This window comes from Bradyrhizobium huanghuaihaiense (assembly GCF_007830635.1).
GTDB lineage: Bacteria > Pseudomonadota > Alphaproteobacteria > Rhizobiales > Xanthobacteraceae > Bradyrhizobium > Bradyrhizobium huanghuaihaiense.
The window spans coordinates 1-23,150 of sequence record NZ_VLLA01000004.1 but is presented as its reverse complement, the minus strand read 5'-3'; the positions used below and the strand labels follow the sequence as shown (position 1 = coordinate 23,150).

Below are 23,150 nucleotides of genomic sequence, written 5' to 3'. Positions count from 1 at the left end.
ATGTATCAATCGACATACGCCAAGCCCCTCGAGCTGCCCGCATTGACCGCAGCGGAGCGGCTCTTCGTCTGGGGATTTCGTGCGAAGGCGCGAAGCGGCGGCGCCGTTCCAACGGCGGCCGACATCCAGCAGGTGTACGACCACTTTCGCGTTGGCGACGCCGTGCCGTCGCTGGAATCCATCATCGAGATCTTCGCCTGCACGGCGCACACGGCGATCGAGGTGCACTGTCCCACCTGTCCGCGCATGTCGGAGAGCGAATGCGGAATCTTGCGGGCAATCGCCGCAGCGCAGAAGGAGCGCGACGATGTCGCGCGCGAGCAGTTCGAGTGCTGGCTGCCGCCGGTGGGCGCGGATTGGGCGCTGGCGCCGGTGCGGGGCCTCGCGACGATCTTCCGCATGGCCGGCCTCATCCTGCCTGACCGGCACGTCTCCTCACGCGGCCATGACCGGACGATGGCAATGAAGAGCTGGTTCGTGGGCAGCCCCACATGCACTGACGAGATCGTTCATGATGCAGGCCATTTGCGATTCTGCGCTGAATCCGGAAGCCGGTCCGTCGCGGCTCTGTCCGCTGCAAGCCGCGCTTTCGACCCCTCGAAGCGTCGAAGGCTATGATGATTTCTGCCGCGTCGCGCTGTCGCTGTTCCGCTTCATCGGAGCTGCCTATGCGACCGGCGCATCGGATTGCTGGGAGGCGGCCTATCGCTTTGCCGACGAAGCGCCCGGCATTGCCGACAGCCCGCTGCTGGTCGCGCGCGCGGCCGCGCTGGTCAGGATCCTGCGCAGCGGCCGGCCGTGCGAGCTGTGCTTCATGCCGCCGTCCTGCAAGCGCCTGTCGAAGGACGAGGCGGAGCTGATGCGATTGCTGGCGATCGCACGTCGCAAGCAGCCTGGCGAACTCGAATCGGTCGTCAGCCAGTTCGTCGGCAACGAGAGCGAGCTTGCGACAACGCGGGCAGTCAACGCGCTCGCGGTCTGCTGACCTCTAGCCGCCCTTCTTGTCGAGCACGAGATCGATGGTGTGGCTCGCGATCTTGCGCAGCTGGGCTTCGTCGCCGTAGGCGCGTTCGAGCACGGCGAGGCCGCGTGTCACCGTGACGATGTGCAGCGCTGCGGCCGCGGGATTGCCGTTGAATTCGCCGCGCCTCGCGCCCGCCGACAACGTGTCCTGAACCAGCGCGGTGATCCGGGAGACGAGGCTCGCGAAGGCCTGGCGCGCCTCTTCATCCAGTCCTTCGCCCTCCGCCGCGCCGAGCTCCATCAGGCCGCGCGTGGTCGGACATCCCCGCGGCGGCGCGCCGGAGCGGAAATTGCTGATGGTGAGGTCGAAGAACGCGGTGAGACGTTTGCGCAAGGACCCCATCCCGAGCGCCTTTTGCAGGGCGAGCAGATAGTTGCCCGCGTAGCGTTCGTAGGCCTGCAGGAACAGCGCTTCCTTGCTGCCGAAGGCATTGTAGAGGCTGCCGCGCTGGACACCGGCGTCGCGCGCGATATCCGACAGCGAGGTGCCGCGGACGCCCTTGCGCCAGAACTGGTCGAACGCGATGCGCAGGACGTCGTCGTGATCGAATTCGCGCGGCCTCAAGCTCTGCTCCTCAAAGTATTTGACACAACGTCAAGAACATGCTTTCTCGACATCGTGTCAAAAATGAAGCGGGATTGATATCCCGTTTCGTCAAAAAGCCGGCGGCCGGCGCGGATGATGCGCCTGGCCGATCGGGCTTGCATGCAGAGGGACGTACGATGCCTCTCCTCCACATCTCGATGCGCGCCGGAAAGCCGGAAGCCTACCGCCAGGCCATCCTCGACAGTCTCTACCGCGCCATGCGCGAGGCTCTGAACGTGCCTGATGGCGACGAGTTCATGACCATCAGCGAGATCGAACCCGCAAACTTCCGCTGCGGCAATGCCTACGGCGTCAGCCGCAGCGAGGACGCCGTGCTGATCCAGATCACGGTGTTCGCCTCGCGCACCCCCGAGCAGAAGAAGGCGCTGTACCGGCGGATCGCGGAGCTGCTCGGCGAGAGCCCGGGCATCCGGCCCGAGGACGTGTTCGTGAACGTGCTCGACGCGCCCAAGGAGAACTGGTCGGTGGGGCACGGCATCGCGCAATTCGCGTGAACTTGCCGGGCGCCGCGGAAGCTGCCTGTGCGGCGCCGTGGCCTTCGAAGTCGAAGGTCCGTTCGACCGGTTCCTGAACTGCCACTGCTCGCGCTGCCGCAAGGCGACCGGGACCGCGCATGCCTGCGAGGTGATCGTGAAGGCAGAGGCTGAACTGCCGGTGGAGGATTGAGGCTCAACTTCCCGCATGCGCACCGTGGTGACGGTGATAGGCACTCGGCGAGGGCCAGGTCCAACCCCTCAATGCCGCTCGATCCGGCTCGAAGATTTCGATCTTGAGCGGATGGCACGCCGCGGCATCGCTGGAATGAGTTGCGCTGCAGTCTCCACCGGGACAGGCCGACAGCGCTCCGAGCAGGTCGATCTCCGCGAAAAACTCGATGAAGTCGCCGGGGCGGACCGGACTTGCCTTCATGAAATACTGGTGCGTGTCCTTGGTGAAGCCGGTGCACATGAAGACGTTGAGCACGTCGTGGACATGATGCTCCACCGCATGCGGCTCCATCTGCAGTTCGGTCGCCAGCGCACGCGACAGGTTGGAGTGACAGCAAAAATCGTAAGCCGTGCCGTTCAACAGGAGGTTGGTATAAGGGTCGCAGCGCGTGCCGATCACATCGTGAATGCCGGCGCCGTCCGCGTCGAAGCCGTACCAGCCGAGCGTATCGTGACTGATGGTCGCCATCGGCCGAAGATAGGGCATATTGCTCCAGAGCCGGTCACCGGTGCCGACATGCGTGCCATGGAGCGCCCGGGTCTTGCCGCTGAAGAAGCGCTCGGCGAGATCGTCCGCGTTCCAGAGATTGAGGTCGCCGACCTGAGGGCCTTCGATGCTGACGATACGGAAGAACTGGCCGCGCGCCACGCGAAAGGCACGGGCATCGCGTGGCGGCACGATGAGCTCGTGCGTCTTGACCGCCGCGCGGCGGGCTGCTTCGAGCGCGGCCATATCCGGCCCGGGCATCGTCCCGGCCGGATAGACGATAGCCGGCTTGGCAGCGCGGCGCGAGGCGGCATCAGCGGGAGCTGGTGGGATATTTGGAGGCATTGTTCGGTCTCGGATCGACTCGGCAAGAGGAGAGGCGCTGGCTGACGGCGGAAGCGGTTGACCCTACCGCCTCACCTCAACCGCCGGCAACGCACGCTTCCATGATCCCGTCGAGCTCGGCCTGCGAGAGCACGCCGAGCTCGGCGATGAAGACGATCCGCGTTCGCGGCACGGCTGTCGGCGGTGCCTCGCCTGGCGCGAGCGTGGCGCGGCCGCCGGCGAACTGGAACACCATCTGGCGTCCCGGTTGCTCGACGGTCTCGAACAAGCCCTTGGCACGCGCGAGCTTTGGTGCAAGCCGGCCGATGGCCTGCTGCAGGCGCGGCAGCGAGATCGGGTAATCGGAGGTCCAGCTCAGCGTCTCGAAACGTTCCTCGGCCGGCCGTTTCGGTCCCGGCTCGCGCGGGGTTGGCGCGCGATCGACGGCTGCGGGAAACAATAGCGCAGACGGAATCTCGCCGTGGTTCGCATCGACCACTACGGCGGGGACTTGCTGGGCGCGGATGGCTTCGCGCATCCGCGCAGCTGCGCCCTCGTCCGCCAGATCGAGCTTGCTGAGCGCCACGATATCGGCGACGCGCAATTGCGACCGCACAAGCGCGTCATCCAGAGCTGACGGCGGCGTCCCCGCATCGATCACGCAGAGCACGGTCTCCAGCGGCGCCTCGCGCAGGATCACCGGGTCCATCAGGTTGCGCACGATGTCGGCGGGATCGGCGATGCCGCTGGTCTCGATGACGATGTACTCAGGCCTGGGATCGCGCCGCAGCAGCGTCGAGAGCGTGCGGAGCAGATCGCCTTCGAGCGAGCAGCAGATGCAGCCATTGGCAAGGCTGACCACGCCGTCGCTCGCGCCCGCGATCAGCTCCGCATCGATGTTGATGGCGCCGAAATCGTTGACGACGGCAGCGATCCGTCGCCCATCCGCATGCGCGAGCAGATGGTTCACGACCGTGGTCTTGCCGGCCCCGAGAAAACCCGTCACCAGGAGAACGGGGACCGGCATGGGTCAGCCCTCGACAACGGGGCGGCGCACGGGTTTTCCCGGCCGCGCGTTCACGTCCAGAATGCCGTCGCTGATCAGCGGCTGACCGCTGACGATGAGATGGCGCACGCCTTCCGACGGGCGGTTCATCGCCGTGAAGGTCGCGCGGTCCGAGAGTTTTTCGTAATCGAACACGACGATGTCGGCATCCGCGTCCTTGGTGAGCCGGCCCTTGGCGCGCATCGCAGGCGTGCTCTGCGACAGGATCTCCGCCGGGATCAGCGCGCATTTGCGTACGCCTTCCAGCAGCGACACCGCTTTGCGCTCGCGCACCCATTCGCGAATGAATTTGGTGAAGCAGCCGGCCGAGCGCGGATGCGAGGTGGCGTCGTCCGGCAGCGGCCAGGCATCGCCGGTGTAGGTCTTGCCGTCCGAGGTCGTCCACGGCATCGCGTCGGAGGCGATGGCGCCGCCGGGATAGAGCACCGACATGTCGAGCAGATCGCGGTGATGCGCATTGTGCTCGGTGTCGAGGATGTGCCAGAGCACCAGCGAGGACGGCTCCTCGGCCTGCGCCTTGAGCAGCTCCTCGCGATCGTGGAAGCGGTAGCCGTCGGTCACGCGCTGCACGGAATCGTACCCGGTGCCGTTGCGCTCGACGAATTGGGGATCGCTGAAGAAGGCGGCGGCGAGCACGGTCGAGCCGGTGCCGTAAGGATAGGCCTCGACCGTAATGGGGAGGCCCTGCGCCTGCGCCTTCTCGACCAGCACGCGGCAGCGCTCGATGTCGGTCTTGCTTGACGAGTTGAAATGGCAGATGTGCATGTGCGCGCCGGTGGCGCCGGCATAGCCGATCAGGCGGATATAGGCTTCCACCGCGCTCTCGGGGTCGATGCGCGACATGAAGGCGACGTGGGTAAAGGTCGGTACGTCCTGCTTCGCGGCGAGCTGGCACACCGCGGTCAGCTCCTGCACGCCCGCGCCCGGCGCATAGGCGTTCAAGATGCCGATGCCGATGCCGCCTTCGTTGAGGCCGCGGGCGAGGCGCTCGAGGATGCCGGCGACTTCCGAATCGGTTGCGACATTGTCCATCCAGCGGCGATCGCGCATTGCATTGCCGAACGCCTCCAGCGAGCTCTCGGCATTGGAGCCCGTCATCGCGCCGATGCGGGCGAAGGCCCAGTTGGTGGCAGCGCCATAGTTCAGCACGCGACCCTTCCGCGCCTGGCGCTCGTACCAGGAGCCGACCGGCAGCACGCCGGCTTCGAGATCAAGCGTCGTCGTGACGCCGTCAAAAGCCTGCATGCGATCGGCCGGAATCGACTGGCCATGGGCATGGAGATCGATGAAGCCGGGCGCGACCACGAGGCCAGTGGCGTCGATCACCCGCTGGGCGCCGCCGAGACCCGTGCCGACAGCCGCGATCTTGCCGTCCGCCACCGCCACATCGCCGATGGCATCCATCCCGCTCGCGGGATCCACCACCCGGCCGCCGCTGATCACCAAACCGCTCATCTCGTCACTCCGAAAAGCCATTGCAAAAACCTCCAAAGGCCCGGCAGCAGCTCCGGAGGCACGTCGGCGCGCATAGTGCAGATTCTGGGGAGAACGACCACCACCACTGATGCCGATGCTGCATGCTTGCAAGTGAGGCCGATGAACGCAGGGCGTGTATCGAGACCGGAGCGCAACAACGCCGCTGCGTCAATTCGCCAATCGGCATGCGCCCGCATCCTCGCGGCAGGATTTGCCCGAGCTGTGCTCCGCTTCACACCCTCTCTTGAGAAAGGGCGCAGGGAAGACCGGGCGCCAGCTGGCACCCATAAGACCCCTGCGCTGAACGAATGCACACGCAATGCACAGGGGAGACACAGGGCAGCCGAAACCAGGCCTTCCCTGCGCGATGGTCTGACGGCCTATGCCGCGCTCTCCCGGGAGCCGAGTTCCTTCTGGCCTCCCTCGCCTCCGCGAAAGTCACGACACCGCGCCGGTTGACGCGATGACGCCTTCGCCGAGGCTTGACCGTAGCAACGACGGCCAGGACCACACGGTTTCGCCGTACGCGGGCACTCCCGCTTCGCCAGAGGCATCACGGGACTTGAGCGCCGTCCGTCTTCGCGGCCCGCACCATGCTCATGAGGTTCATCTCGCCCTGCACGCGCAAGGTCCGCCTTTAACGCCGCCCGCGTCCACCGCAATCCCAGCCCGCGCTCGAAACGACGTACGACCGCCCCTTTGGTGGGCTGGGATGCGAGACACATACGACAAATCCGAATTTCGGTAAAGCGGAATATTTTTGTGAAGAGGGAGTTGACTGTGACACGGGCTGTTTTGCCCGACGGGCAGTTCGCGATCGAGGGGCTCTCCCCCTGTTACAGTATCGGCGCATTGCTGTATTTTGGCGTTGAGGGAGAACACCATGCCAGTGAGCCTCGCAGACGTCACCGAAGCCTTCGAGTTCGCCAACATCAATGGCGACATGGGCGAATTTCGTGCCTTCGTCTGCAAACAGACCGGGAAGATCCACCATCAAACCGATTTTCTGGACGCAGTCGAGCTAGACGACCAACTGCCTGACGACATCGACGACGAGGAGAAATACATCGCGCTCCCGGACAAGCGTGAACTCGGCCTGGGCAAGCCACTGGTGCTCGATTTCGGCCGGGAGTTTCTGCCTGATGATTTCGACGACGTTCGTTACTTCTTCAGCAAGCGCGGCGCCTATCCTAAATTCAAGGCGCTCCTCGCCAGACAAGGCGCGATCGATCGCCGGCATGCGTTCCAGGCCAAAGCCACGGAGCAAGCGCTGCGCGAGTGGTGCGCGCTGCATTCGATCGAAATCGTCGGCTGATCTGATGTCCGCGCTCGGACACAGTTCCGGAACTTCACAGGACGCTCGCAAATGCGGCGGCGGCGTACGCGGACGCCATGTCCACGCAACCGCGACACTGCTCCGCCGTCTTCTCGCCCCCATTGTCATTCAGGGAGAAAGGCGGGGCGGCTTACGGTGGGCATAGTTCCCTGGGGTTCCGTGTGATCGTCCGACGTCTTCTGCAACCCAACTCCCGTCATTCTGTTTCGCGCCGCGCTCTCCTCGGCGGCTTTGTGTCGGCAGGGAGCGCCCTCGCGCTCGGCGGATGCGCTGGCCTCGGTGCGACCGGCGCGCGCTTCGACGCGTCGTCCCTCTCCGTTGACCCCACGTTGCTTGTCACCACCACGCGCAAGCCCGTGGGCGGCGGCCGCACCAAACCCTGGTTCGGGCCGGAGCGCGCGACGAGCATGACGGTCGCACGGGCCAGACTGGTGGCCCCGGACGAGAGCCGTCTTTCTCTCGCCTCGGTTGGACTCGGCGATTGGCGTCTTGATCGGATCGAACCGGTGTCGGCCGACGCCGGCGATCTCGCTGCGCAGGCCGGCGGAGGGGACGTGCTGATCTACGTGCACGGCTTCAAGCAGACATTCGAGACGGCGGTGCTGGATGCCGCCCATCTCTCTGATGGGATCAAGTTCCGCGGCCGGACCATGGCATTCTCCTGGCCCTCCAAGGCAGGACTGTTCGACTATGCCTATGACCGCGACAGCGCGATGTGGTCTCGCGACGATTTCGAGCGCGTGCTCTCTGCGCTCGTGTCGGCTCCGAGCGGCGGCCGCGTGCACATCGTTGCGCACAGCATGGGAACCATGCTGACTCTCGAAAGCCTGCGTCAGCTCTATGCGCGATACGGCGACACGGTGACGAGCAAGATCGGCGCGGTCGTGTTTGCCGCGCCCGATATCGACATGGACGTGTTCTCATCGGCCATCCAGCGCATCGGCCCGCTCGCCGGCAAGATCACCGTGATCGCCGCGACGAACGATCGGGCACTCGCGCTGTCGGGCCAGATCGCAGGCGGAATGACCCGGGTCGGCGCCGCGGAGAAGGCCGCCATCGCGCGGCTCGGTGTGCGTGTGGTCGATGCCTCTCAGGAAGGCTGGGGCATCATCAACCACGATCTGTTTCTGTCGAATGCGGACGTGCAGCGGGTGATCCGCCGCTCGATCGACGGCACGACGGCGTAAGAGGGCACCCGCGCCGAGCCATGCGAAAGCCTGCTCCTGCGCACGCTCGCTGCGGCTCCGAGGGGAAATGAATTGCAGCTTGCGGATGGAAGACCTATGTTGGGTCTCTAGTCAGGCAGCCGCCCATCGTATGGCGAGAGTCTGCAGGGTCGACCTCACGGTGGATGGTTTCCATTCAGCATCGGAGGTGATGCCATGGCCATTGCTCCCACGCTCCAGAAATACCTCGCCGCTGAGAACATCCAGTACGAGGTGATCCCGCACGAACTCAGCATGACGTCCGCTCGAACGGCCGAGGCATGCCATATCTCGGGCGACCGCCTCGCCAAGGGCATCGTGTTGCGGCGCGACGGCGGATACATGCTGGCAGTCCTGCCCGCATCGCACCACCTCCGCCTGTCGGACCTGAGGACAAGCCTCGGCGACAATGTCCACATGGCCGACGAAACCGAGATCAATCGGCTGTTCAGCGACTGTGCACACGGTGCAGTTCCTGCCGTCGGCAAATGCTACGGATTGGATATCATCGTCGACGACAGCATCGAGGCACAGCCGGACATCTATATGGAAGCCGGCGATCATGAGACGCTGCTTCATATGGGTCACACGCAGTTTGCGCGCCTGACGGCCAACGCACCGCACGGGCGCTTCAGCGCGCATGACTGAGGATTCTGTACACCGCCCATTGCCCTTGCGATCCTGGGCGGGAACTCTGGCCGCGAAGCGCCGTCATACTGTTGAGCAGGTGGCGGCGAGAGTGTCTGCGCCTGTCTGGTCGGAGTTCGGAAGATGGGGGTGCCGCTGCATTGCATCAACGCAACTGAAACCCACGAACGGAGGCTCGCCATGAAAGTCAAAGACGTGATGCACAAGGGTGTCGACTGGGTCAGCCCCGACACCCCAATCACCGAGCTTGCCAAGCTGATGCGGGCGCATGACATCGGCTGCATTCCGATTGGCGAGGATGACAAGCTCGTCGGAATGGTGACCGACCGCGACATCGTCTGCAAAGGACTCGCGAGCCACAGCTTCGATGCCGGCCGCGCGAAGGCGCGCGACGTGATGACCGAGGGCATCCATTGCTGCCGCGAGGACGATGACCTCGCCAAGGCGATGCATCACATGGAGAAGCTGCAGGTCCGCAGGCTGCTGGTGATCAACAAGAGCAAGCGGATGGTCGGCATCATCAGCCTGGGTGACGTCAGCCATTCCACGTCGGGTGATATGCTGACCGAGACCGTCAGGAGCGTTTCGGCGCATCACTGAACTTACGGCCGGGCTTACGGCAGGGGCTCCTCTCGCGATCGCCGCTCGAGCAGGCGTTGAGGAGAGCCCGAGCCATGCGCTCATACGGCGTGAGAGAGCGCCCGCGCGGCCGGCCTACGCGATCAAACGCTGCACCAATTCCGACTCACTCGAGTACGTCAGGAGCGCCTCGTGAGTCGCTCGAGTAATCCCAACATAGGTCAGCCGGACACACTCCTCGACGGTCTCGCCGTGGCGGCCGAGCAAGCCCAGGCCGGCAATGGCGACGCAGGGAAACTCCAGCCCCTTCGCGGTGTGCATGCTCAAGAACCGCACGGCCACCCGCTTGACCGAAACTCTGTTGCGATTGTCCTTGGCCATATCGATCGGCACATCATGCCTGGCGAGTATCTGCTCGACCCGCCCGCCGATCCAGTGCTCGGGGTAGAGACACGCCATCTGCGACCACTCGTACCCAGCCTTTTTCCTATCGAGAAACCACTCGGCGACGCAGTGAGCCTCTGCGTCGATGCTCACGCACCGCCGCACGGCCGGCTCCACTCCCTGCCGGCCCGCATCTTCGGGCAGCAGGATGGCGTGCTCATCGTCGGCAGTGATGCCCGGAGCGCCAATGACGTCTGCAGCGAAGCGTTTCGCGAAGGCAACGATTTGCGCAGTGTTGCGGTAGTTGACTTTCAATACGCTCGTTCTGCCCTTGGCCTCAATTCCAAGTTGGCTCCATACCGGGCGTTCGCGCCCTTTGTAGATGGCCTGGATGTCGTCGTAGACGACCATCAGCGCCTTCGTGCGCGGGTTCACCATCCTGGCCGCGAGCGCGAGCCATTGCGGCTCGAAGTCGTGTGCCTCGTCGATCAGGACAGCGTCGTACTGCTCCGTTGGGATATGGCCTTGATCTACCGCCTTCATGACCTCTGAAACGCTCGCAGCCAGCCGCTTGGCGTAGTCCGGATAATCTCGCTCGGATGGGGCTGGGACCCCGTAGGTCCGCAGCATCCGGTAGCACCAGGAATGAAAGGTGAGGACCTGAACACGGTTCTCCACGCCTCTGCTCTGCATGGCATCCTCGAGTCGCCCGGCGATGCCATTGGCGTAACACAGGATGAGCACCGGCTTTGCCGCCGCACGTGCCAGATACTCGGCTCGAAAGGCAAGGATCAGGGTCTTGCCCGATCCGGCGACGCCTCGAATAATTCGATGCCCCTCTCCCAGACTGCGCGCGAACTGCTCCTGATGCAGGTCCATGACTGCAAGCGTCCGGTCCGAAGGATCGGCCCCAGGCGCGTCGTCCAGAGGCAGGGCAATCTGTCGTACGCGGATTTCCGGAAATAGCAGCGCCCGCAGGCGGTCGAACTGCGGCATGGACAGCGGCTGTTCGGGACGCGGATGAACCATGCGCCACAATCTGGTCCGGAATTCTTCGGGATCCACGGTCTCCGTCATTTCATCCTTGAAAAGACACAGATCCTCGGCCAGCACCTCCTTGAGATTGGTCTGATCGAACTGCTTGCGCGTGATGTTCGTGAATACGGCCCCGAAGCCGAACGGAACAATGGACCGGCCCACGAAGCGATGGCCGGGCGGAAACAACAATTGCCCGTCGCGCTCCAGCGTGCGCACGACCTCGAACGTGTACCTGCGAGCCTGCTCGAGGGGATTGCTCTCCCGTACAACACCACGACTGGTCAGCAACTCGACCTTGGTCTTGTCCGCCGAAACAATCGTCTCCAGGCGCCAGTCTTTCACCTCGAGCACGAGCAGGCCGTTCGCGGGGTGAACGATGATAAAATCCGGATGCCGGTTGAGAGGGCCGACAGGAAGATTGTGCCAAACGACAGCGTTCTCTTCGACGAAGTCCTTGAGTCGTTCCGCCAGTCGTAGTTCCCCACGACTGTCGAAGCGTGCGAAGCCGAGACTGGGGATCAGGATGGCCATGTTACGACCGCGAGCGCCATTGCGGACCACCTTGTGAGGCTACCTGCGTAGCATGGCGGTCTCTCCAGGCTCACATGGTTGCCTAGAGTGTGCAGGTTTTCAATGGCTTAGGATTTGTCTGGCGCTCCCTAGGGGAATCGAACCCCTGTTTCAGCCTTGAGAGGGCCGCGTCCTAACCGCTAGACGAAGGGAGCGTGAGGGACAGGACATAGCCGCGAATTTTGCCGGCGGCAAGCCTCGATCGGGGGTTTTCAAACCTCCCCCGCAGCGTCGTCCTGGCGAAAGCCAGGACCCATTACCCCGAATGGTCGTGGTCAAGGCACATCGGAGTGCCGATCTCGTCCACGCAACCGGACTCGGTGGTTATGGGTGGAGGGGTCCGGGCCCCCTAAGGCTCATTAGCAAATTTGAGCTTTCCGGCCGGCCTCAAGGTGTGCGCATCAAAAGTGCGGATCTCGGTGACCCCGCCGATATCGAGCGTGATCACCAGGCGGTCGCCGGCTACCCCGGTCGCGACGATCCTGGCGCCCTTGGGCAGGGTGGCGATGACGTCGCCGGCGGCTTCGACCGCCCTTCCCTCCGACTTGAAAAGGCGGTAGCCCACCGCGATCAGCACGGCGCAGACAGCCAGCGCCGTGGTCAACCCCGCGATCAGCATCATCCGCCGCACCCGCGCGAACAGCGCGGCCTGCTCGGGGGTCGGTTCGGGAATAGCGGTTTCGGTCGTCATGGAAAGTCTTGGCCCTAAAAGTCTTGGCTCTGCGCAGAGGTTGGAGGTTGTCGTCGCCGGCGACGAGGGGTCGCCCCGGCTCGACCGCGTGCTGGCGGCGCACCTCACCGACCTGTCGCGATCGCGGCTGAAAGCCCTGATCCTGGCGGGCGCGGTGAGCCTGAAGGCTTCCGCCATCCGCGACCCCGCTTATCACGTCGCATCCGGCGATACGATCATAATCGACGTGCCGGAGGCGGCGCCCGCCGAGCCGAAAGGCGAGGATATCGCCCTCGATATCGTATTCGAGGACGACGACATCATCGTCATCAACAAACCCAAGGGCCTGGTCGTCCACCCCGCGGCCGGCCACGAGACCGGCACGCTGGTCAACGCGCTGATCGCCCATTGCGGCGCCTCACTGTCGGGCATCGGCGGGGTGCGCCGGCCCGGCATCGTGCACCGGCTGGACAAGGACACCACAGGGCTGATGGTGGTCGCCAAGAACGACCTCGCCCATGCCTCGCTGTCGGCCCAGTTCGCCGACCACGGCCGCACCGGCGAGATGCGGCGCGGCTACATGGCCTTTGCCTGGGGCATGCCGAACCGGCATCGCGGCACAGTCGATGCGCCGATCGACCGCCACCCGCACGCCCGCGAGAAGATGGCGGTGCGCCAGGGCGGCCGCGAGGCGGTCACCCATTGGGAAATCCTGGAGAGTTTTGCCGGGCGCGACGGCAAGCCGATCGCCGCCCTGCTGTCCTGCGAGCTCGAGACCGGGCGCACCCACCAGATCCGCGTCCACCTCGCCCATATCGGCCACCCCCTGATGGGGGACGCCGTCTATGGCCCGCATTTCAAGACCAAGGCGAACCACCTCGGGCCGGAATCGCGAGGAGCCTTAACCGCGCTCGGGCGGCAGGCCTTGCATGCCTATCTGCTGGTATTGGAGCACCCGAGGACGGGAGAATTACTCCACTGGGAGGCGCCTCTGCCGGAGGATTTGCTTCTCCTGGAGAGCACCCTCAAAGCGGCGCTATGACGCAGGCCGTTTAAGAAAGGCGTTACATTACAAAAAGTTATAGCTGCCACACGGGGACGTGACGTCAGCAATCCTTCCCTTTTCGACCCCCCTTGGGGTATATTGCGCCTGCGTTGGAAATGACCAGCGCGGAACATCGCAGCCCGGCCGGCTTTGACACAGCGGTCGTCTGCCTGGCCCGCCGCTATCGGGGGCCTGAACCTTTGGAGGGCGCACTATGGCCCGTACCGCTGCTTTGCCGGTCCTCAATGGAGAATCCGGCCTTTCTCGCTACCTCGCCGAGATCCGCAAGTTCCCGATGCTGGAGCCCCAGCAGGAATACATGCTCGCCAAGCGTTGGCGCGAGCACGACGATCGCGACGCGGCGCACCAACTCGTCACCAGCCATCTCCGCCTCGTGGCCAAGATCGCCATGGGCTATCGCGGCTACGGCCTGCCGATCTCCGAGGTCGTCTCGGAAGGCAATGTCGGCCTCATGCAGGCGGTGAAGCGTTTCGAACCCGAGAAGGGGTTCCGTCTCGCCACCTACGCCATGTGGTGGATCAAGGCGTCGATTCAAGAGTACATCCTGCGTTCCTGGTCGCTCGTGAAGATGGGCACCACCGCGAACCAGAAGAAGCTGTTCTTCAACCTGCGCAAGGCGAAGAGCAAGATCAACGCGCTGGACGAGGGCGATCTCCGCCCCGACCAGGTCGCGACCATTGCCAAGCGCCTCGGCGTGACGGACCAGGACGTGATCGACATGAACCGCCGCCTTGGTGGCGACGCGTCGCTCAACGCACCGATCCGTGACGACGGCGAAGCCGGCGAATGGCAGGACTGGCTGGTCGACAACACGCCCAACCAGGAAGCCCTGATGGCGGAGCACGAGGAGTACGATCACCGCCGTGACGCGCTGAACGGCGCCATGGGCGTGCTCAACCCGCGCGAACGCCGCATCTTCGAGGCCCGTCGCCTCGCCGATGAGCCGATGACGCTGGAAGACCTTGCCGCCGAGTTCGGCGTGTCGCGCGAGCGCGTCCGCCAGATCGAGGTCCGCGCCTTCGAGAAGGTGCAGTCCGCGGTCAAGGGCACGATCGCAAGGCAGGAACAGGCCGCGCTGGAAGCCGCGCACTAAGCGGGCTTGCGCGGCAAGAGATTGGCGGATCGAAAGAGACGAAAAGCCGGCGGCAACGCCGGCTTTTTTGTTTGGGTATGGAGGAGCGATCAGCGCCGCTAAAGCGCGACAATATTGCCCTTACCGCGACAGAGCTTTTCTATTGCCGGACGGCACAACCTGTGATGACGTTTTCGTCATACTTTATCAGTATGCGGGAGGCAGGTACTGGTGGGAGAGTCAGATTCGGATACTAGCGCCAGATTGTTCGGATATACGACGGACGAGCTAATTCGCCTCTTGTCCTTTGGATTTGCGATTGTGGTTACACTAGGCGCCGCATTTGTGTTCGCTTGGGCGTTGTTGGTCACTGTCACTCAGTTCAAATATTGGGAAGAATTGCTGCGACTGCATTTCGCGGCGATTATCGGTCTCCCAGGCGCGGCAGCAGCGTCCTTCGCGCTTGTCGTGTTTCTCAGGCAGACGGAAGGACCAATTGAATTCGAGGGGCTAGGATTCAAGTTCAAGGGCGCGTCCGGTCAGGTAGCCATGTGGGCTGTCTGCTTTCTCACGATCGCCGCAGCTATCAAAATGTGCTGGTAGCGGACCATTCCAAACTTGAACCACTGAACCCGCGCGGCCCGTCAACCGACCAAAGGGCGAGAGCACCACTTGGACGGACACGCACCGTGTCGATCATCCTGCAATCCACCGTCGGCGGCTTCGAAGCCCAGTTCATGCGCAAGCTGCCGCTGGTCGAGCAGGCGATGCGCGAGCACGGGCTGGAGCCGTCCGAGTTCGTGATATCGAAGGATTATGCGGGCACAGCGACCATCCCGCTCATGGGTCCGTTCTTCTTCAGTTACAGCGTGTTCTTCGGCGACGAGACGTTCACCGTCACCGAGCCGAACGACATGGTGTTCCTGGACTACTTCTTCAAACGCGTGCTCGCCGCCGACGGGCCGCCGGAATTGCCGCAGCGGCCGGGCCTGATCCGGCGGCTGTTCGGCTGGATGGCGCAACCGGTGTAGTCATTCCGGATTCGCGCCAAGAGGCGCGCCCCGGAATGACGGGGGCCTACTCCCCCCAAATCCTCGCCAGCGTCGCGAGCCAGCAGCCTTCGCAATAGCGCGCGTCCTTGTAGTCGATCCAGTTGTGCGCATAGACGTGGTCGAGCGGGATGTCGTAGCGCGCGCGCAGCACCTTGACGAGGATCTTCCAAGCCGCGACCTGCGCCTCGGTCGGTCCCGTCGTGACATCCGGATAGTTGCCGGCGAACTCGACGCCGATCGAATTGTCGCGCACGACCTGGCGATAGGTCGGCCTGTTATCGATATACTTGTTGTCGTTGCGGTTGGCGCCGTCGCCATGGGTCGGCACCAGGTTCTCGGCGACCGCCCAATAGACCGTGCCGTCGGTCTCCACCCACACCGTGACGCCGCGGCGCGTCGGATTCCTCGATTGCTCCGCGGCGCCGCCGCGGGCCGAGCCCGCCGGCCCCTCGGTCTGGTGCACGATGATGTTGCGCCACGAATGGGCGCTGCGGACATCGCCCCAGGGCGCGAGCCAGACCATCTTCAGGCCGGGAATGTCGGGCGTGCCGGCGGCGCGCGCGATCTTCGCGAGCTCGGCGTCGGTTGCGGCGGCAGGTGCGGTCAGGAAGAGTGCGGCGAGAATGGCCGCGAGCAGGCGAGACATCATCATGCGGGTCCAATGACGGACCAGATCGTAGCAGGCTTTACGCGAATGTGCGCTTGCCCTCGGCCGGGCTGATCGGCTCCGGCGCGAGCGGCGGGGCCGGATCGTAGACCGCAAAATCGTTCTTGCCGTTCTTCTTGGCGGCATAGAGGGCGTGGTCGGCATGCGCGATGAGGCGGTCCGGGAATTGGCCGATGCCGCGGTCCCACTCGGCGACGCCGATCGAGATCGCGATCGGGATCTCCTTGGCCGTGCATGCGGCGGCATCCTGACGGCAGACCTCGAGCACGCGGCGGGCGATCGCGGCCGCCTCGCGCAGGGACGACGATGGCAGCACGATGCAAAACTCGTCGCCGCCGGTGCGGGCGAGCATGTCGCCGGGCCGCAACCGCGTCTGCGCCATCAGGGTGAAGTGCCGCAGGCATTCGTCGCCCGCGGCATGGCCGTGGGTGTCGTTGATGGTCTTGAAGCCGTCGAGGTCGATCACCAGCAGCGAGAACGGCTCGCCGCTGCGCTCGGAACGGGCGCATTCCTCGGACAGGCGCTGCAGCAGATGGCGCCGGTTCGCGACGCCGGTGAGATCGTCGAGCAGCGCGAGGTCGGCGACCTCGCCCCGCAGCCGGTCCATCGCCATCAGCAGGAAGCCGAAGTTGAGCGTCATCGACAGGAACAGCAGCCCCAGCACCATGACGGCATGGTTCTGACCGCCCGCGACGGCCGAGAAATCATAGCCGAGCAGATTGCCCACCGTACGCACCAGCAATAGCCCGATGATGCTGAGAATGACGATGCCGGACAGCCGCGCGCCCGGGCTGACGCGGCCCTCCGGCGGCAGCAGCAGCAGATGCAGCGCCAGCAGCAGCGGCAACCCCTGCCCCATCGTGTAGCTGAGCATGCGCAGTTGCATGTGCTCGAAGCCGATCATGAAGAACACGACGCCGGCAAGGCTCAGGCATTGCGCCGCGATCATGATGCGCCAGGAGACCGGCCGGTCATAGAAGCGCTGAATGCCCATGGCCGCGAAGCAGCTCGCCGCCATGACGCCGGCAGCGCCAAGCAGGAGCGGCACGGGGGATGTGACGAACAGACGGATCAGGGCCGTCATCGCCCCGGCCGCGCCGACGAAGGATGATGCCATCCAGAACCGCGCGGCGGCGAATTTCGGATAGGAGCGCGTCACGTAGGCCCAGATCAGGCCGAGCGCGAGGAAGTTGACGACGAAGACCGTCCAGAGTGTCGGTACGTTCAGCATGGCGAGCACAGCGCGCACAGCGTCGCGTCCCCCATTCCTGGCAGCCGTCCGTCCATGACCCATCCCCGTCTTCTTGCGGGGAACAATGCGCGGGTTGCACTTAACGGAGTCTCACTGCGATCCTTCAAAGCGCGCCTTTGGTTTTGGATTCATGAACGGCGCGGCCGCGTTGTCGGCTCGTTAGGCATGTCGCCGCCGTCCCGCGCGACGCGTTCGATGCGGATTCGCGGGCAAAAATCACCCGAAAATGCATCTGAGCTGTGGATAACGCAATGACACGGATGTGACAGCACAGGGCAGAGCCCTGCGAATCTGCTGAGTTTATGGTCGAGGATATTGCGAGGCTGGCCCTCCGCCGAGCATCCCTCGTGTCGCGTTCCACCATTAAACCCTAAGAGGATACTATGGCTAAGAAAGCGAAGAAGGCGGCGAAGAAGAAGGCGAAAAAGGCCAAGAAGGCGAAGAAGAAGTAACGAGGCTTCTTTTTCTTTGCCCGGGTGGAGCTCGCTCCGCCCGGGCGTCGGGACAGATTGGTTCGAAGATGGCGGGCGCAAGGCCCGCTTTTTTATTGCCTTGCTCCGCTCTCTCGCTCCCTCGCCCCGTTCTTACGGGGAGAGGGTTGGGGTGAGGGGTTTCTCTCCACGCGCGCGATTGTCGATGGACCTGTACCCCCTCACCCGCATCCCATCTGCGATGGGATGCGACCTCTCCCCGCAAGCGGGGAGAGGTGAAGAAGGCAGACGGGCAGAAGCAAGTTACCGCTCCGCAAACGCCAGCTTGGCGCCGAGTGCGGCAAAGCCCGCCGCAAAGCTGCGGCGCAGCCAGGCCATCACGGCGGGGCGGGAGATGACGCGCTCGCGCACCGAGGCCGCGCACAGGCCATAAATGGCGAACACCACAAAGGTCATCGCCATGAAGGCACCGCTCAACTCGAGCATCCGCGCCAGCACATGGGCCTCGTCCGCCGCGACGAACTGCGGCAGGAAGGCGAGGAAGAAGATCGACAGTTTTGGATTGAGGATGTTGATCAGAAAGCCGGTGACGACGACCCGGCCGCTCGACCTCTCCTTGATCTCGCTCTCCACCGCAAGCGCCCCGGTTTCGCGCAGCGCCTGCCAGGACATGTAGAGCAGATAGAGCACGCCACCCCATTTCAGCGCGGCGAAGGCGAGCGCGCTGGTATGGAGCACGGCGGCAAGCCCGAGCATGGCGGCACACATGTGCGGCACGATCCCGAGCGTGCAGCCGAAGGCGGCAGCGAGGCTGGCGCGCGAGCCGCGCGTCAATGCCGCCGCCAGCGTGTAGAGCACGCCGGTGCCGGGCGAGGCGACGACGATGAGCGAGGTGAGCAGGAAGGACCAGGACATGGGCCAAGGCTATCACCCCGCCTCGCGGCAGGAAAGTCGGCCCATGCGATCGGCCGTCAGGACAGTTGCGCGATCTCGGCCTCGCGCAGCACGTCGAGCGGCGCCCAGGGCTTGGCCCAGAATTTCGCGCCATCGGGCAAGGGCTGCCTCAAGGGACGGCCAGAGGTCACGACGACGTCGAGCCGGGGATTGCGGTCCTTGGCGACATGCGCAAGCTCGACCCCGTTCATGCGCCCCGCAAGCTGCACGTCCGTCATCATCAGGCAGAGCGCGCCGGCGTTCTTCTCCAGCACGCGCTCGGCCGCCTCGGCGCTCTCGCACTGGATGACGTCGTAGCCGCTCTCTTCCAGCAGGAGGCACAACATTTCCCGCTGCATGATGTCGTCTTCAACGATGAGCGCTGTCGCGCGAAATGGCTTTGCTTGTCCCATCGACGGCTCCAATGCTTGCGTCGGTAACGTATGTTAAAAGCCCGGAGCGGCTACGGTTCGGTTTCATTTCAAAAAAATGTAAATCGTGGTTCCATCATCGGGGACTTGACGGGGGAGATCATGACTGCGATTCGCGGCGCCGCCGCCATTACGGGAGCCGCGAGCGGCATCGGCCGCGCGCTGGCCATCGAGTTCGCCCAGCGCGGCTGCGACCTCGCGCTTGCCGACCGCGACGAGGCCGGGCTGAGATCGCTCGCCGCCGAGCTCGGCACGAGCCGCAAGGTCAGCGTGCATCGCGTCGATGTCGGCGAGGCGAGCGACATCGCGCGCTTCGCCAGCGAGGCGACGGCAGCGCATCCATCGCTCGGCATCGTCGTCAACAATGCCGGCGTCGCGCTGCTGGGGACGTTCGAGGAGATCGACCAGGTGCAGATGGCGTGGCTGTTCGACATCAATTTCTGGGGCGTGGTGCACGGCACGCGCGCCTTCCTGCCGCATCTGAAGACGCTGCCCGAGGCGCATGTCGTCAACGTCTCCTCGATCTTCGGCATCATCGCGCCGCCGGGACAATCGGCCTATGCCGCGGCGAAGTTCGCGGTGCGCGGCTTCTCCGAGAGCGTGCGCCACGAGCTTGCGGTGGCGGGCAGCCCGGTGAAGGTCTCGGTGGTGCATCCCGGCGGCATCGCCACCGCGATCGCGCGCAATTCCCGTACCGGGGTCGGCGTCACCGACAATGCGCGCCGCTCGCAGATGATCGAGCGGTTCGAGACCGCGGCGAAGACCACGCCGAAGGACGCTGCGCTGCGCATCATCAAGGGCATCGAGCGGAACGAGCCCCGCATCCTGATCGGCAACGACGCAAGGTTCATGGACCTGTTGCAGCGCTTCCGCCCGGGCACGTACTGGGCGCCGCTGCAGCGGCGCCTGGAGAAGATGGCGAAGGGGAAGTGAGCCGGGGACGCGATGGCGTTGCCCGCCCTCCGCTGCCGTAGGGTGGGCAAAGCGTAGCGTGCCCACGACTTCCGACAACCGATGGAAATCGTGGGCACGGCGCTTCGCGCCTTTGCCCACCCTACAAGACCGTGCGTGTACTCACTGCCCCGCCAGCCGGTCCGCGAAATACCCGATCGTCTTGCGGTAGACCACCGCCCTGTTCCACTCGCGCATCGCCTCGAAATTCGCGGTGCCTTCGCCGTAGGGCTGGCCCATCTTGAAGCCGCTCGTGTGCAAGAGGTTCGCGGTCGAGGCGAGCACATCGGGGACGCTGTGGCGGAGATCGACATGGCCGTCGCCGTCGAAATCGACGCCGTACTTGATGTAGGACGACGGCAGGAACTGGGTCTGGCCGATCTCGCCGGCATAGGCGCCGATGAGGTCGCGCAGCGGCAGGTCGCCGCGCTGCACGATCTTGAGCGCGGCAAACAGCTCGCCCTGGAACAGGTCGGTGCGGCGGCAGTCATGCGCGAGGGTTGCCAGCGTGCGGATCACCGGCAGCTTGCCGATGTCGCCCTTGCCGAAATCGCTCTCCAGTCCCCAGATCGCGACCAGGATATAGCGGGGCACGCCGAACTGCTGCTCGATGCGCGAGAGCAGCGCGGCGTGACGCTGCAGCAGCGCCCTGCCGCCATTGATGCGCCCCGGACCGACACGGGTCGAGACATACTGCTCAAAGCTCTTGTTGAAGGTGTAGCGCTGGCGCCGGTCGAAGGCGAGCACGGCGCCGTCCTGGGTGATGCCGCTGAATGCCGCGCTGGTCACGTTTCCCGAGACGCCGGCGCCTTGCGCTTCCGAGGCCATGGTGGCGATGAAGCTGTTGAAGTCGCCGCCGCAGCGCGCGGCCTGCGCCGAGCCGCCGGCCAGACCAAGGAAGCAGGCAGCGGCCAGAGCGTATCTCAACATGTCGAGCGATCCCCCAAGAAATCTAGTCGCGAAGCAGCGCGCGATCATGCCCGGGAAAGCCGCCAGCGTCAAAGCGGCACGCTTGATCCGCATCAACGTATCTCATGCCCTGCTTTTTAGACTGGCGGGGAGAGCCGTCCAGGAGAATACCTATGACCGGAATTACCTTGACCGCCGAGCAGATCCGCAATGCGCCCGCGCCGGTGCGGCAATGGATCGAGCAGGAGGTGATCAATTCGCTCGGGCTTGCGTCGCAGACGCAAGCAACCGCGCCGCCGCAGGCCACCCAGCTTGTCGCCTGCAGCGTGGAGGACATGGCCGGCGTGCTCGAGCACATCCGCGGCGTGTTTCCCGCCGTGAACGTGCTGTTCGAGCTCGGCCGTCCCGGCATCAGCTTCGGCCAGCCCGCGGTGATGACGTTCCGACTGATGGACATTCTGCATCACGCGCGCCTAGAGGACATCGGCGAGGTCGTGACGTGCCTCGAGATGCTCAACCAGGCGCTGACCGAGGTGAGGAAGGACCCGTCGGTGCGATTCTGCGGCTTCGACAATGAGGGCCATTGCCTGATTGCACCGCAGACGCAAACGAGCATCGCGACGCTGTGGCAGACCATGATGGAGCGCCAGCAGGCGGCGCAGGCGCGCGAGGCCGGCAGCCGGGTTGCGCCGGCGGCTTGAGAGGGACGACATCGTGGTGCGAGCGCCACGACGCGGCGTGGCTCGCAACTCCGTCGCGCTCCGGAATGACGGATGAGAGAACAACCTCTACGATGCGGGCGCTGGAGTAAGAGGCGATGCATGCCTGACAATCAACCTCGACCAACCCGCCTCCTCCGCATCCCGCTGTTCCGCCTGCTCGCCATCAACCTCGCGATCGGTGCCTGCGCAGCAGTGCTGCTCGTCGGCGGGCTGCTCTGGCTCAACCCCGGGCATTTGCGCGAGCTGATCTTCGCCGACCGCATGCCCGGCATCGCGCTTGTTCTGCTGCTCGCCTCCTTCCTCATCACCTTCGGTTCCGCCGCAATGGGCAGCGCGATCATGGCGCAGGGACGCAAAGAGGATGATGATGGGCACAGCGGCGGGGAAAGATCGCGGCTCGCCGTTCAGGAAGTGGCGCAGCGCCCGCGCACACCTTGAGAATACCCACGCAGTGATGGAACTCGGCTCCGCCCAAGGGAACCGCATGTCTGCACGTAGACGGGAAGACGTGCAGCGGGGCGCAATTCTCTACAAGGCGTACAACGCCCGCTGCATTGCGAGAACGGTCAATATGAACAAAGCGCTTTGATGATCCAAACAATTGCTTCGACGTGCATCGGAACTTAACTTTACGATCACCGCATATCTGCTGCGCTCGCTGCGACACCAACGCTCCGACGATTTGGCTTGCCACGGCATGACGCAATCTATAGTCTTCTATTTTAGGTTGTTGCCCTGCCAGCCCCGGGCGACGCTGAAGACCAAAAATAGACGGCGGGCTTTGCGGCCCGCCGTTTATTGAGGGTTCGCACCGGACCTTCGAAAAGCGCATGGCGCTTCCCTCCTGCAAGCAGATGTCGCCGATCGACGGCGCGGAGCCCTCCGCAAGACCACGGCTGCATGCTGACAATCGCGAAAGCCATTTGACTGCGGCGTCCTGATCGACGACAAGCCGCCATGGCCAAGAAACCCGGAACCAACCCCAAAGGCGAATTCGCCTTCTTCAACGTCGTCTATGAAGACGGCTCCCAGCGATCCAACCGCCGCGTGCCCGCCGAGCTGCTCGGCGGCCTCGACGGCGACGAACCCGCCCGCAGCTTCATCATGGAGCAGGACCGCGAGATCGCGGAGAAGTCGGGACGGCCGGCGCTGGAGATCAAGAGTCTCGATCGTGTCGGCGCGAAGAAGAAATAGGATTTCCAGCGCGACACGCGAAGCGTCAGCACAATCGGGATAGGGGGAAGCCTCGCGGCTCCGCCCCTCCCACACCACCGGACATACGGGTCCGTATCCGGCGGTTCAGCGGATTATGCGGGTCGCCGTGCCGCGACGGAAGCCAAGCCGAGTGAGGCAAAGAAGCCGTTTGGCAGAGCAATGGTGAGCGCGGGGCTGTTCGCGAGCCGCCAAGGGCCACGTGGGCTGCCGGCGGTTTGCGCCGCCAGATCCCGGCCGACGCCGCGGCGTCGCAACTCGGCAAAGCGAGCGGGTCCATACTTCCATTGCTTCCAGGCAACGGCGCGCAACCGTCGCCTGATCCACTGGTC

At 64.5% G+C, this 23,150-nt stretch carries 26 protein-coding genes, 1 tRNA gene and 2 pseudogenes; 15 read left to right on the top strand and 14 right to left on the bottom strand.

Annotated features, from left to right (window positions below):
• Positions 1-5: 5 nt before the first annotated feature.
• Entirely contained in the window at positions 6-401 is a 396-nt protein-coding gene (locus IQ16_RS46300; RefSeq protein ID WP_026312102.1) for a hypothetical protein, read from the bottom strand.
• Between the two features lie 110 nt (positions 402-511).
• Here IQ16_RS46300 and IQ16_RS10620 point away from each other — a divergent pair, with 110 nt between their 5' ends.
• On the top strand, positions 512-985 hold the full coding sequence (locus IQ16_RS10620; RefSeq protein ID WP_018643754.1) for a hypothetical protein: 474 nt from the start codon (positions 512-514) through the stop codon (positions 983-985).
• Positions 986-988: 3 nt separating this feature from the next.
• On the opposite strand, the gene IQ16_RS10615 is transcribed toward IQ16_RS10620, so the two are convergent.
• Entirely contained in the window at positions 989-1,588 is a 600-nt protein-coding gene (locus tag IQ16_RS10615; RefSeq protein ID WP_018643755.1) for a TetR/AcrR family transcriptional regulator, read from the bottom strand.
• A gap of 158 nt (positions 1,589-1,746) precedes the next feature.
• Between IQ16_RS10615 and IQ16_RS10610 the strand changes: the two genes are divergently transcribed.
• Both IQ16_RS10610 and IQ16_RS10605 read left to right on the top strand, forming a co-directional pair.
• On the top strand, positions 1,747-2,124 hold the full coding sequence (locus IQ16_RS10610) for a tautomerase family protein (RefSeq protein WP_018643756.1): 378 nt from the start codon (positions 1,747-1,749) through the stop codon (positions 2,122-2,124).
• Positions 2,125-2,149: 25 nt separating this feature from the next.
• Positions 2,150-2,275, top strand: a pseudogene (locus tag IQ16_RS10605) (GFA family protein); the annotation flags it as partial.
• Between the two features lie 24 nt (positions 2,276-2,299).
• On the opposite strand, the gene IQ16_RS10600 reads toward IQ16_RS10605, so the two are convergent.
• The 3 genes from IQ16_RS10600 to IQ16_RS10590 all read right to left on the bottom strand — a co-directional run bounded on the left by IQ16_RS10600 (position 2,300) and on the right by IQ16_RS10590 (position 5,669).
• Positions 2,300-3,169 (bottom strand): urea carboxylase-associated family protein, encoded by an 870-nt coding sequence (locus IQ16_RS10600; RefSeq protein ID WP_145831459.1) that lies wholly within the window; start codon positions 3,167-3,169, stop codon positions 2,300-2,302.
• Between the two features lie 76 nt (positions 3,170-3,245).
• A complete protein-coding gene (locus IQ16_RS10595) occupies positions 3,246-4,175 on the bottom strand; it encodes a CobW family GTP-binding protein (RefSeq protein WP_018643759.1) in 930 nt (309 codons plus the stop codon).
• Positions 4,176-4,178: 3 nt separating this feature from the next.
• On the bottom strand, positions 4,179-5,669 hold the full coding sequence (locus IQ16_RS10590; RefSeq protein WP_026312103.1) for an amidohydrolase family protein: 1,491 nt from the start codon (positions 5,667-5,669) through the stop codon (positions 4,179-4,181).
• Positions 5,670-6,573: 904 nt separating this feature from the next.
• On the opposite strand from IQ16_RS10590, the gene IQ16_RS10580 reads away from it, so the two are divergent.
• The 4 genes from IQ16_RS10580 to IQ16_RS10565 all read left to right on the top strand — a co-directional run bounded on the left by IQ16_RS10580 (position 6,574) and on the right by IQ16_RS10565 (position 9,479).
• A complete protein-coding gene (locus tag IQ16_RS10580; protein WP_026312104.1) occupies positions 6,574-7,005 on the top strand; it encodes a hypothetical protein in 432 nt (143 codons plus the stop codon).
• A gap of 182 nt (positions 7,006-7,187) precedes the next feature.
• Entirely contained in the window at positions 7,188-8,213 is a 1,026-nt protein-coding gene (locus IQ16_RS10575) for an alpha/beta hydrolase (protein ID WP_018643762.1), read from the top strand.
• A gap of 195 nt (positions 8,214-8,408) precedes the next feature.
• Positions 8,409-8,879, top strand: coding sequence for an aminoacyl-tRNA deacylase (locus IQ16_RS10570; protein ID WP_145831458.1), 471 nt, complete (start codon positions 8,409-8,411; stop codon positions 8,877-8,879).
• A 180-nt stretch (positions 8,880-9,059) separates the two neighbouring features.
• Positions 9,060-9,479 (top strand): CBS domain-containing protein, encoded by a 420-nt coding sequence (locus tag IQ16_RS10565; protein WP_018643763.1) that lies wholly within the window; start codon positions 9,060-9,062, stop codon positions 9,477-9,479.
• Between the two features lie 114 nt (positions 9,480-9,593).
• Here the strand turns inward: IQ16_RS10565 and IQ16_RS10560 are convergent, their stop codons facing one another.
• The 3 genes from IQ16_RS10560 to IQ16_RS10550 all read right to left on the bottom strand — a co-directional run bounded on the left by IQ16_RS10560 (position 9,594) and on the right by IQ16_RS10550 (position 12,141).
• Positions 9,594-11,411, bottom strand: a complete 1,818-nt coding sequence (locus IQ16_RS10560) for a DEAD/DEAH box helicase (protein WP_145831457.1) — start codon at positions 11,409-11,411, stop codon at positions 9,594-9,596.
• A gap of 119 nt (positions 11,412-11,530) precedes the next feature.
• A tRNA-Glu gene (locus IQ16_RS10555) sits at positions 11,531-11,605 on the bottom strand.
• 194 nt (positions 11,606-11,799) lie between these two features.
• Positions 11,800-12,141 (bottom strand): hypothetical protein, encoded by a 342-nt coding sequence (locus tag IQ16_RS10550; protein WP_018643765.1) that lies wholly within the window; start codon positions 12,139-12,141, stop codon positions 11,800-11,802.
• Between IQ16_RS10550 and IQ16_RS10545 the strand changes: the two genes are divergently transcribed.
• The 4 genes from IQ16_RS10545 to IQ16_RS10530 all read left to right on the top strand — a co-directional run bounded on the left by IQ16_RS10545 (position 12,140) and on the right by IQ16_RS10530 (position 15,289).
• On the top strand, positions 12,140-13,162 hold the full coding sequence (locus tag IQ16_RS10545; RefSeq protein ID WP_018643766.1) for an RluA family pseudouridine synthase: 1,023 nt from the start codon (positions 12,140-12,142) through the stop codon (positions 13,160-13,162). The two genes, IQ16_RS10550 and IQ16_RS10545, sit on opposite strands and share 2 nt — an antisense overlap.
• 217 nt (positions 13,163-13,379) lie before the next feature.
• Positions 13,380-14,279, top strand: coding sequence for an RNA polymerase sigma factor RpoH (gene rpoH, locus IQ16_RS10540; protein WP_018643767.1), 900 nt, complete (start codon positions 13,380-13,382; stop codon positions 14,277-14,279).
• A 243-nt stretch (positions 14,280-14,522) separates the two neighbouring features.
• A complete protein-coding gene (locus tag IQ16_RS10535; RefSeq protein WP_018643768.1) occupies positions 14,523-14,861 on the top strand; it encodes a hypothetical protein in 339 nt (112 codons plus the stop codon).
• A gap of 86 nt (positions 14,862-14,947) precedes the next feature.
• Positions 14,948-15,289 (top strand): hypothetical protein, encoded by a 342-nt coding sequence (locus IQ16_RS10530; RefSeq protein WP_018643769.1) that lies wholly within the window; start codon positions 14,948-14,950, stop codon positions 15,287-15,289.
• A gap of 46 nt (positions 15,290-15,335) precedes the next feature.
• Here the strand turns inward: IQ16_RS10530 and IQ16_RS10525 are convergent, their stop codons facing one another.
• From IQ16_RS10525 to IQ16_RS10510, 4 genes are all read right to left on the bottom strand, one after another.
• Entirely contained in the window at positions 15,336-15,962 is a 627-nt protein-coding gene (locus IQ16_RS10525; RefSeq protein ID WP_018643770.1) for a peptidoglycan recognition protein family protein, read from the bottom strand.
• 34 nt (positions 15,963-15,996) lie between these two features.
• The gene (locus tag IQ16_RS10520) at positions 15,997-17,208 is read right to left on the bottom strand and encodes a GGDEF domain-containing protein (RefSeq protein WP_020607920.1); all 1,212 of its coding nucleotides are present in this window, start codon (positions 17,206-17,208) and stop codon (positions 15,997-15,999) included.
• A gap of 755 nt (positions 17,209-17,963) precedes the next feature.
• Positions 17,964-18,575, bottom strand: coding sequence for a LysE family translocator (locus IQ16_RS10515; RefSeq protein WP_018643772.1), 612 nt, complete (start codon positions 18,573-18,575; stop codon positions 17,964-17,966).
• A 56-nt stretch (positions 18,576-18,631) separates the two neighbouring features.
• Positions 18,632-19,006 carry a response regulator gene (locus IQ16_RS10510; RefSeq protein ID WP_018643773.1) on the bottom strand — a complete coding sequence of 125 codons (375 nt, stop codon included), beginning with the start codon at positions 19,004-19,006 and terminating at the stop codon, positions 18,632-18,634.
• A gap of 120 nt (positions 19,007-19,126) precedes the next feature.
• Here IQ16_RS10510 and IQ16_RS10505 point away from each other — a divergent pair, with 120 nt between their 5' ends.
• Positions 19,127-19,957 (top strand): SDR family NAD(P)-dependent oxidoreductase, encoded by an 831-nt coding sequence (locus tag IQ16_RS10505; RefSeq protein WP_018643774.1) that lies wholly within the window; start codon positions 19,127-19,129, stop codon positions 19,955-19,957.
• A 141-nt stretch (positions 19,958-20,098) separates the two neighbouring features.
• Here the strand turns inward: IQ16_RS10505 and IQ16_RS10500 are convergent, their stop codons facing one another.
• Entirely contained in the window at positions 20,099-20,905 is an 807-nt protein-coding gene (locus IQ16_RS10500; RefSeq protein WP_018643775.1) for a lytic murein transglycosylase, read from the bottom strand.
• Positions 20,906-21,057: 152 nt separating this feature from the next.
• Here IQ16_RS10500 and IQ16_RS10495 point away from each other — a divergent pair, with 152 nt between their 5' ends.
• The 3 genes from IQ16_RS10495 (at position 21,058) to IQ16_RS10485 (ending at position 22,800) form a co-directional block, all read left to right on the top strand.
• Entirely contained in the window at positions 21,058-21,585 is a 528-nt protein-coding gene (locus IQ16_RS10495; RefSeq protein WP_018643776.1) for a hypothetical protein, read from the top strand.
• Positions 21,586-21,705: 120 nt separating this feature from the next.
• Positions 21,706-22,044 carry a hypothetical protein gene (locus IQ16_RS10490; protein WP_018643777.1) on the top strand — a complete coding sequence of 113 codons (339 nt, stop codon included), beginning with the start codon at positions 21,706-21,708 and terminating at the stop codon, positions 22,042-22,044.
• Positions 22,045-22,563: 519 nt separating this feature from the next.
• Positions 22,564-22,800, top strand: a complete 237-nt coding sequence (locus IQ16_RS10485) for a hypothetical protein (RefSeq protein WP_018643778.1) — start codon at positions 22,564-22,566, stop codon at positions 22,798-22,800.
• Positions 22,801-22,913: 113 nt separating this feature from the next.
• Here the strand turns inward: IQ16_RS10485 and IQ16_RS46295 are convergent.
• A pseudogene (locus tag IQ16_RS46295) lies at positions 22,914-23,150 on the bottom strand (group II intron reverse transcriptase/maturase); the annotation flags it as partial.

What these genes read in the sequence shown, in the direction of transcription:
- IQ16_RS46300 (WP_026312102.1), bottom strand. Translation starts at nt 401, where the DNA reads ATGCGGAAGATCGTCGCGAGGCCCCGCACCGGCGCCAGCGCCCAATCC.
- IQ16_RS10620 (WP_018643754.1), top strand. Translation starts at nt 512, where the DNA reads ATGATGCAGGCCATTTGCGATTCTGCGCTGAATCCGGAAGCCGGTCCG.
- IQ16_RS10610 (WP_018643756.1), top strand. Translation starts at nt 1,747, where the DNA reads ATGCCTCTCCTCCACATCTCGATGCGCGCCGGAAAGCCGGAAGCCTAC.
- IQ16_RS10600 (WP_145831459.1), bottom strand. Translation starts at nt 3,169, where the DNA reads ATGCCTCCAAATATCCCACCAGCTCCCGCTGATGCCGCCTCGCGCCGC.
- IQ16_RS10595 (WP_018643759.1), bottom strand. Translation starts at nt 4,175, where the DNA reads ATGCCGGTCCCCGTTCTCCTGGTGACGGGTTTTCTCGGGGCCGGCAAG.
- IQ16_RS10590 (WP_026312103.1), bottom strand. Translation starts at nt 5,669, where the DNA reads ATGAGCGGTTTGGTGATCAGCGGCGGCCGGGTGGTGGATCCCGCGAGC.
- IQ16_RS10580 (WP_026312104.1), top strand. Translation starts at nt 6,574, where the DNA reads ATGCCAGTGAGCCTCGCAGACGTCACCGAAGCCTTCGAGTTCGCCAAC.
- IQ16_RS10570 (WP_145831458.1), top strand. Translation starts at nt 8,409, where the DNA reads ATGGCCATTGCTCCCACGCTCCAGAAATACCTCGCCGCTGAGAACATC.
- IQ16_RS10565 (WP_018643763.1), top strand. Translation starts at nt 9,060, where the DNA reads ATGAAAGTCAAAGACGTGATGCACAAGGGTGTCGACTGGGTCAGCCCC.
- IQ16_RS10560 (WP_145831457.1), bottom strand. Translation starts at nt 11,411, where the DNA reads ATGGCCATCCTGATCCCCAGTCTCGGCTTCGCACGCTTCGACAGTCGT.
- IQ16_RS10545 (WP_018643766.1), top strand. Translation starts at nt 12,140, where the DNA reads ATGGAAAGTCTTGGCCCTAAAAGTCTTGGCTCTGCGCAGAGGTTGGAG.
- IQ16_RS10550 (WP_018643765.1), bottom strand. Translation starts at nt 12,141, where the DNA reads ATGACGACCGAAACCGCTATTCCCGAACCGACCCCCGAGCAGGCCGCG.
- rpoH (WP_018643767.1), top strand. Translation starts at nt 13,380, where the DNA reads ATGGCCCGTACCGCTGCTTTGCCGGTCCTCAATGGAGAATCCGGCCTT.
- IQ16_RS10525 (WP_018643770.1), bottom strand. Translation starts at nt 15,962, where the DNA reads ATGATGATGTCTCGCCTGCTCGCGGCCATTCTCGCCGCACTCTTCCTG.
- IQ16_RS10520 (WP_020607920.1), bottom strand. Translation starts at nt 17,208, where the DNA reads ATGCTGAACGTACCGACACTCTGGACGGTCTTCGTCGTCAACTTCCTC.
- IQ16_RS10515 (WP_018643772.1), bottom strand. Translation starts at nt 18,575, where the DNA reads ATGTCCTGGTCCTTCCTGCTCACCTCGCTCATCGTCGTCGCCTCGCCC.
- IQ16_RS10510 (WP_018643773.1), bottom strand. Translation starts at nt 19,006, where the DNA reads ATGGGACAAGCAAAGCCATTTCGCGCGACAGCGCTCATCGTTGAAGAC.
- IQ16_RS10505 (WP_018643774.1), top strand. Translation starts at nt 19,127, where the DNA reads ATGACTGCGATTCGCGGCGCCGCCGCCATTACGGGAGCCGCGAGCGGC.
- IQ16_RS10500 (WP_018643775.1), bottom strand. Translation starts at nt 20,905, where the DNA reads ATGTTGAGATACGCTCTGGCCGCTGCCTGCTTCCTTGGTCTGGCCGGC.
- IQ16_RS10495 (WP_018643776.1), top strand. Translation starts at nt 21,058, where the DNA reads ATGACCGGAATTACCTTGACCGCCGAGCAGATCCGCAATGCGCCCGCG.
- IQ16_RS10490 (WP_018643777.1), top strand. Translation starts at nt 21,706, where the DNA reads ATGCCTGACAATCAACCTCGACCAACCCGCCTCCTCCGCATCCCGCTG.
- IQ16_RS10485 (WP_018643778.1), top strand. Translation starts at nt 22,564, where the DNA reads ATGGCCAAGAAACCCGGAACCAACCCCAAAGGCGAATTCGCCTTCTTC.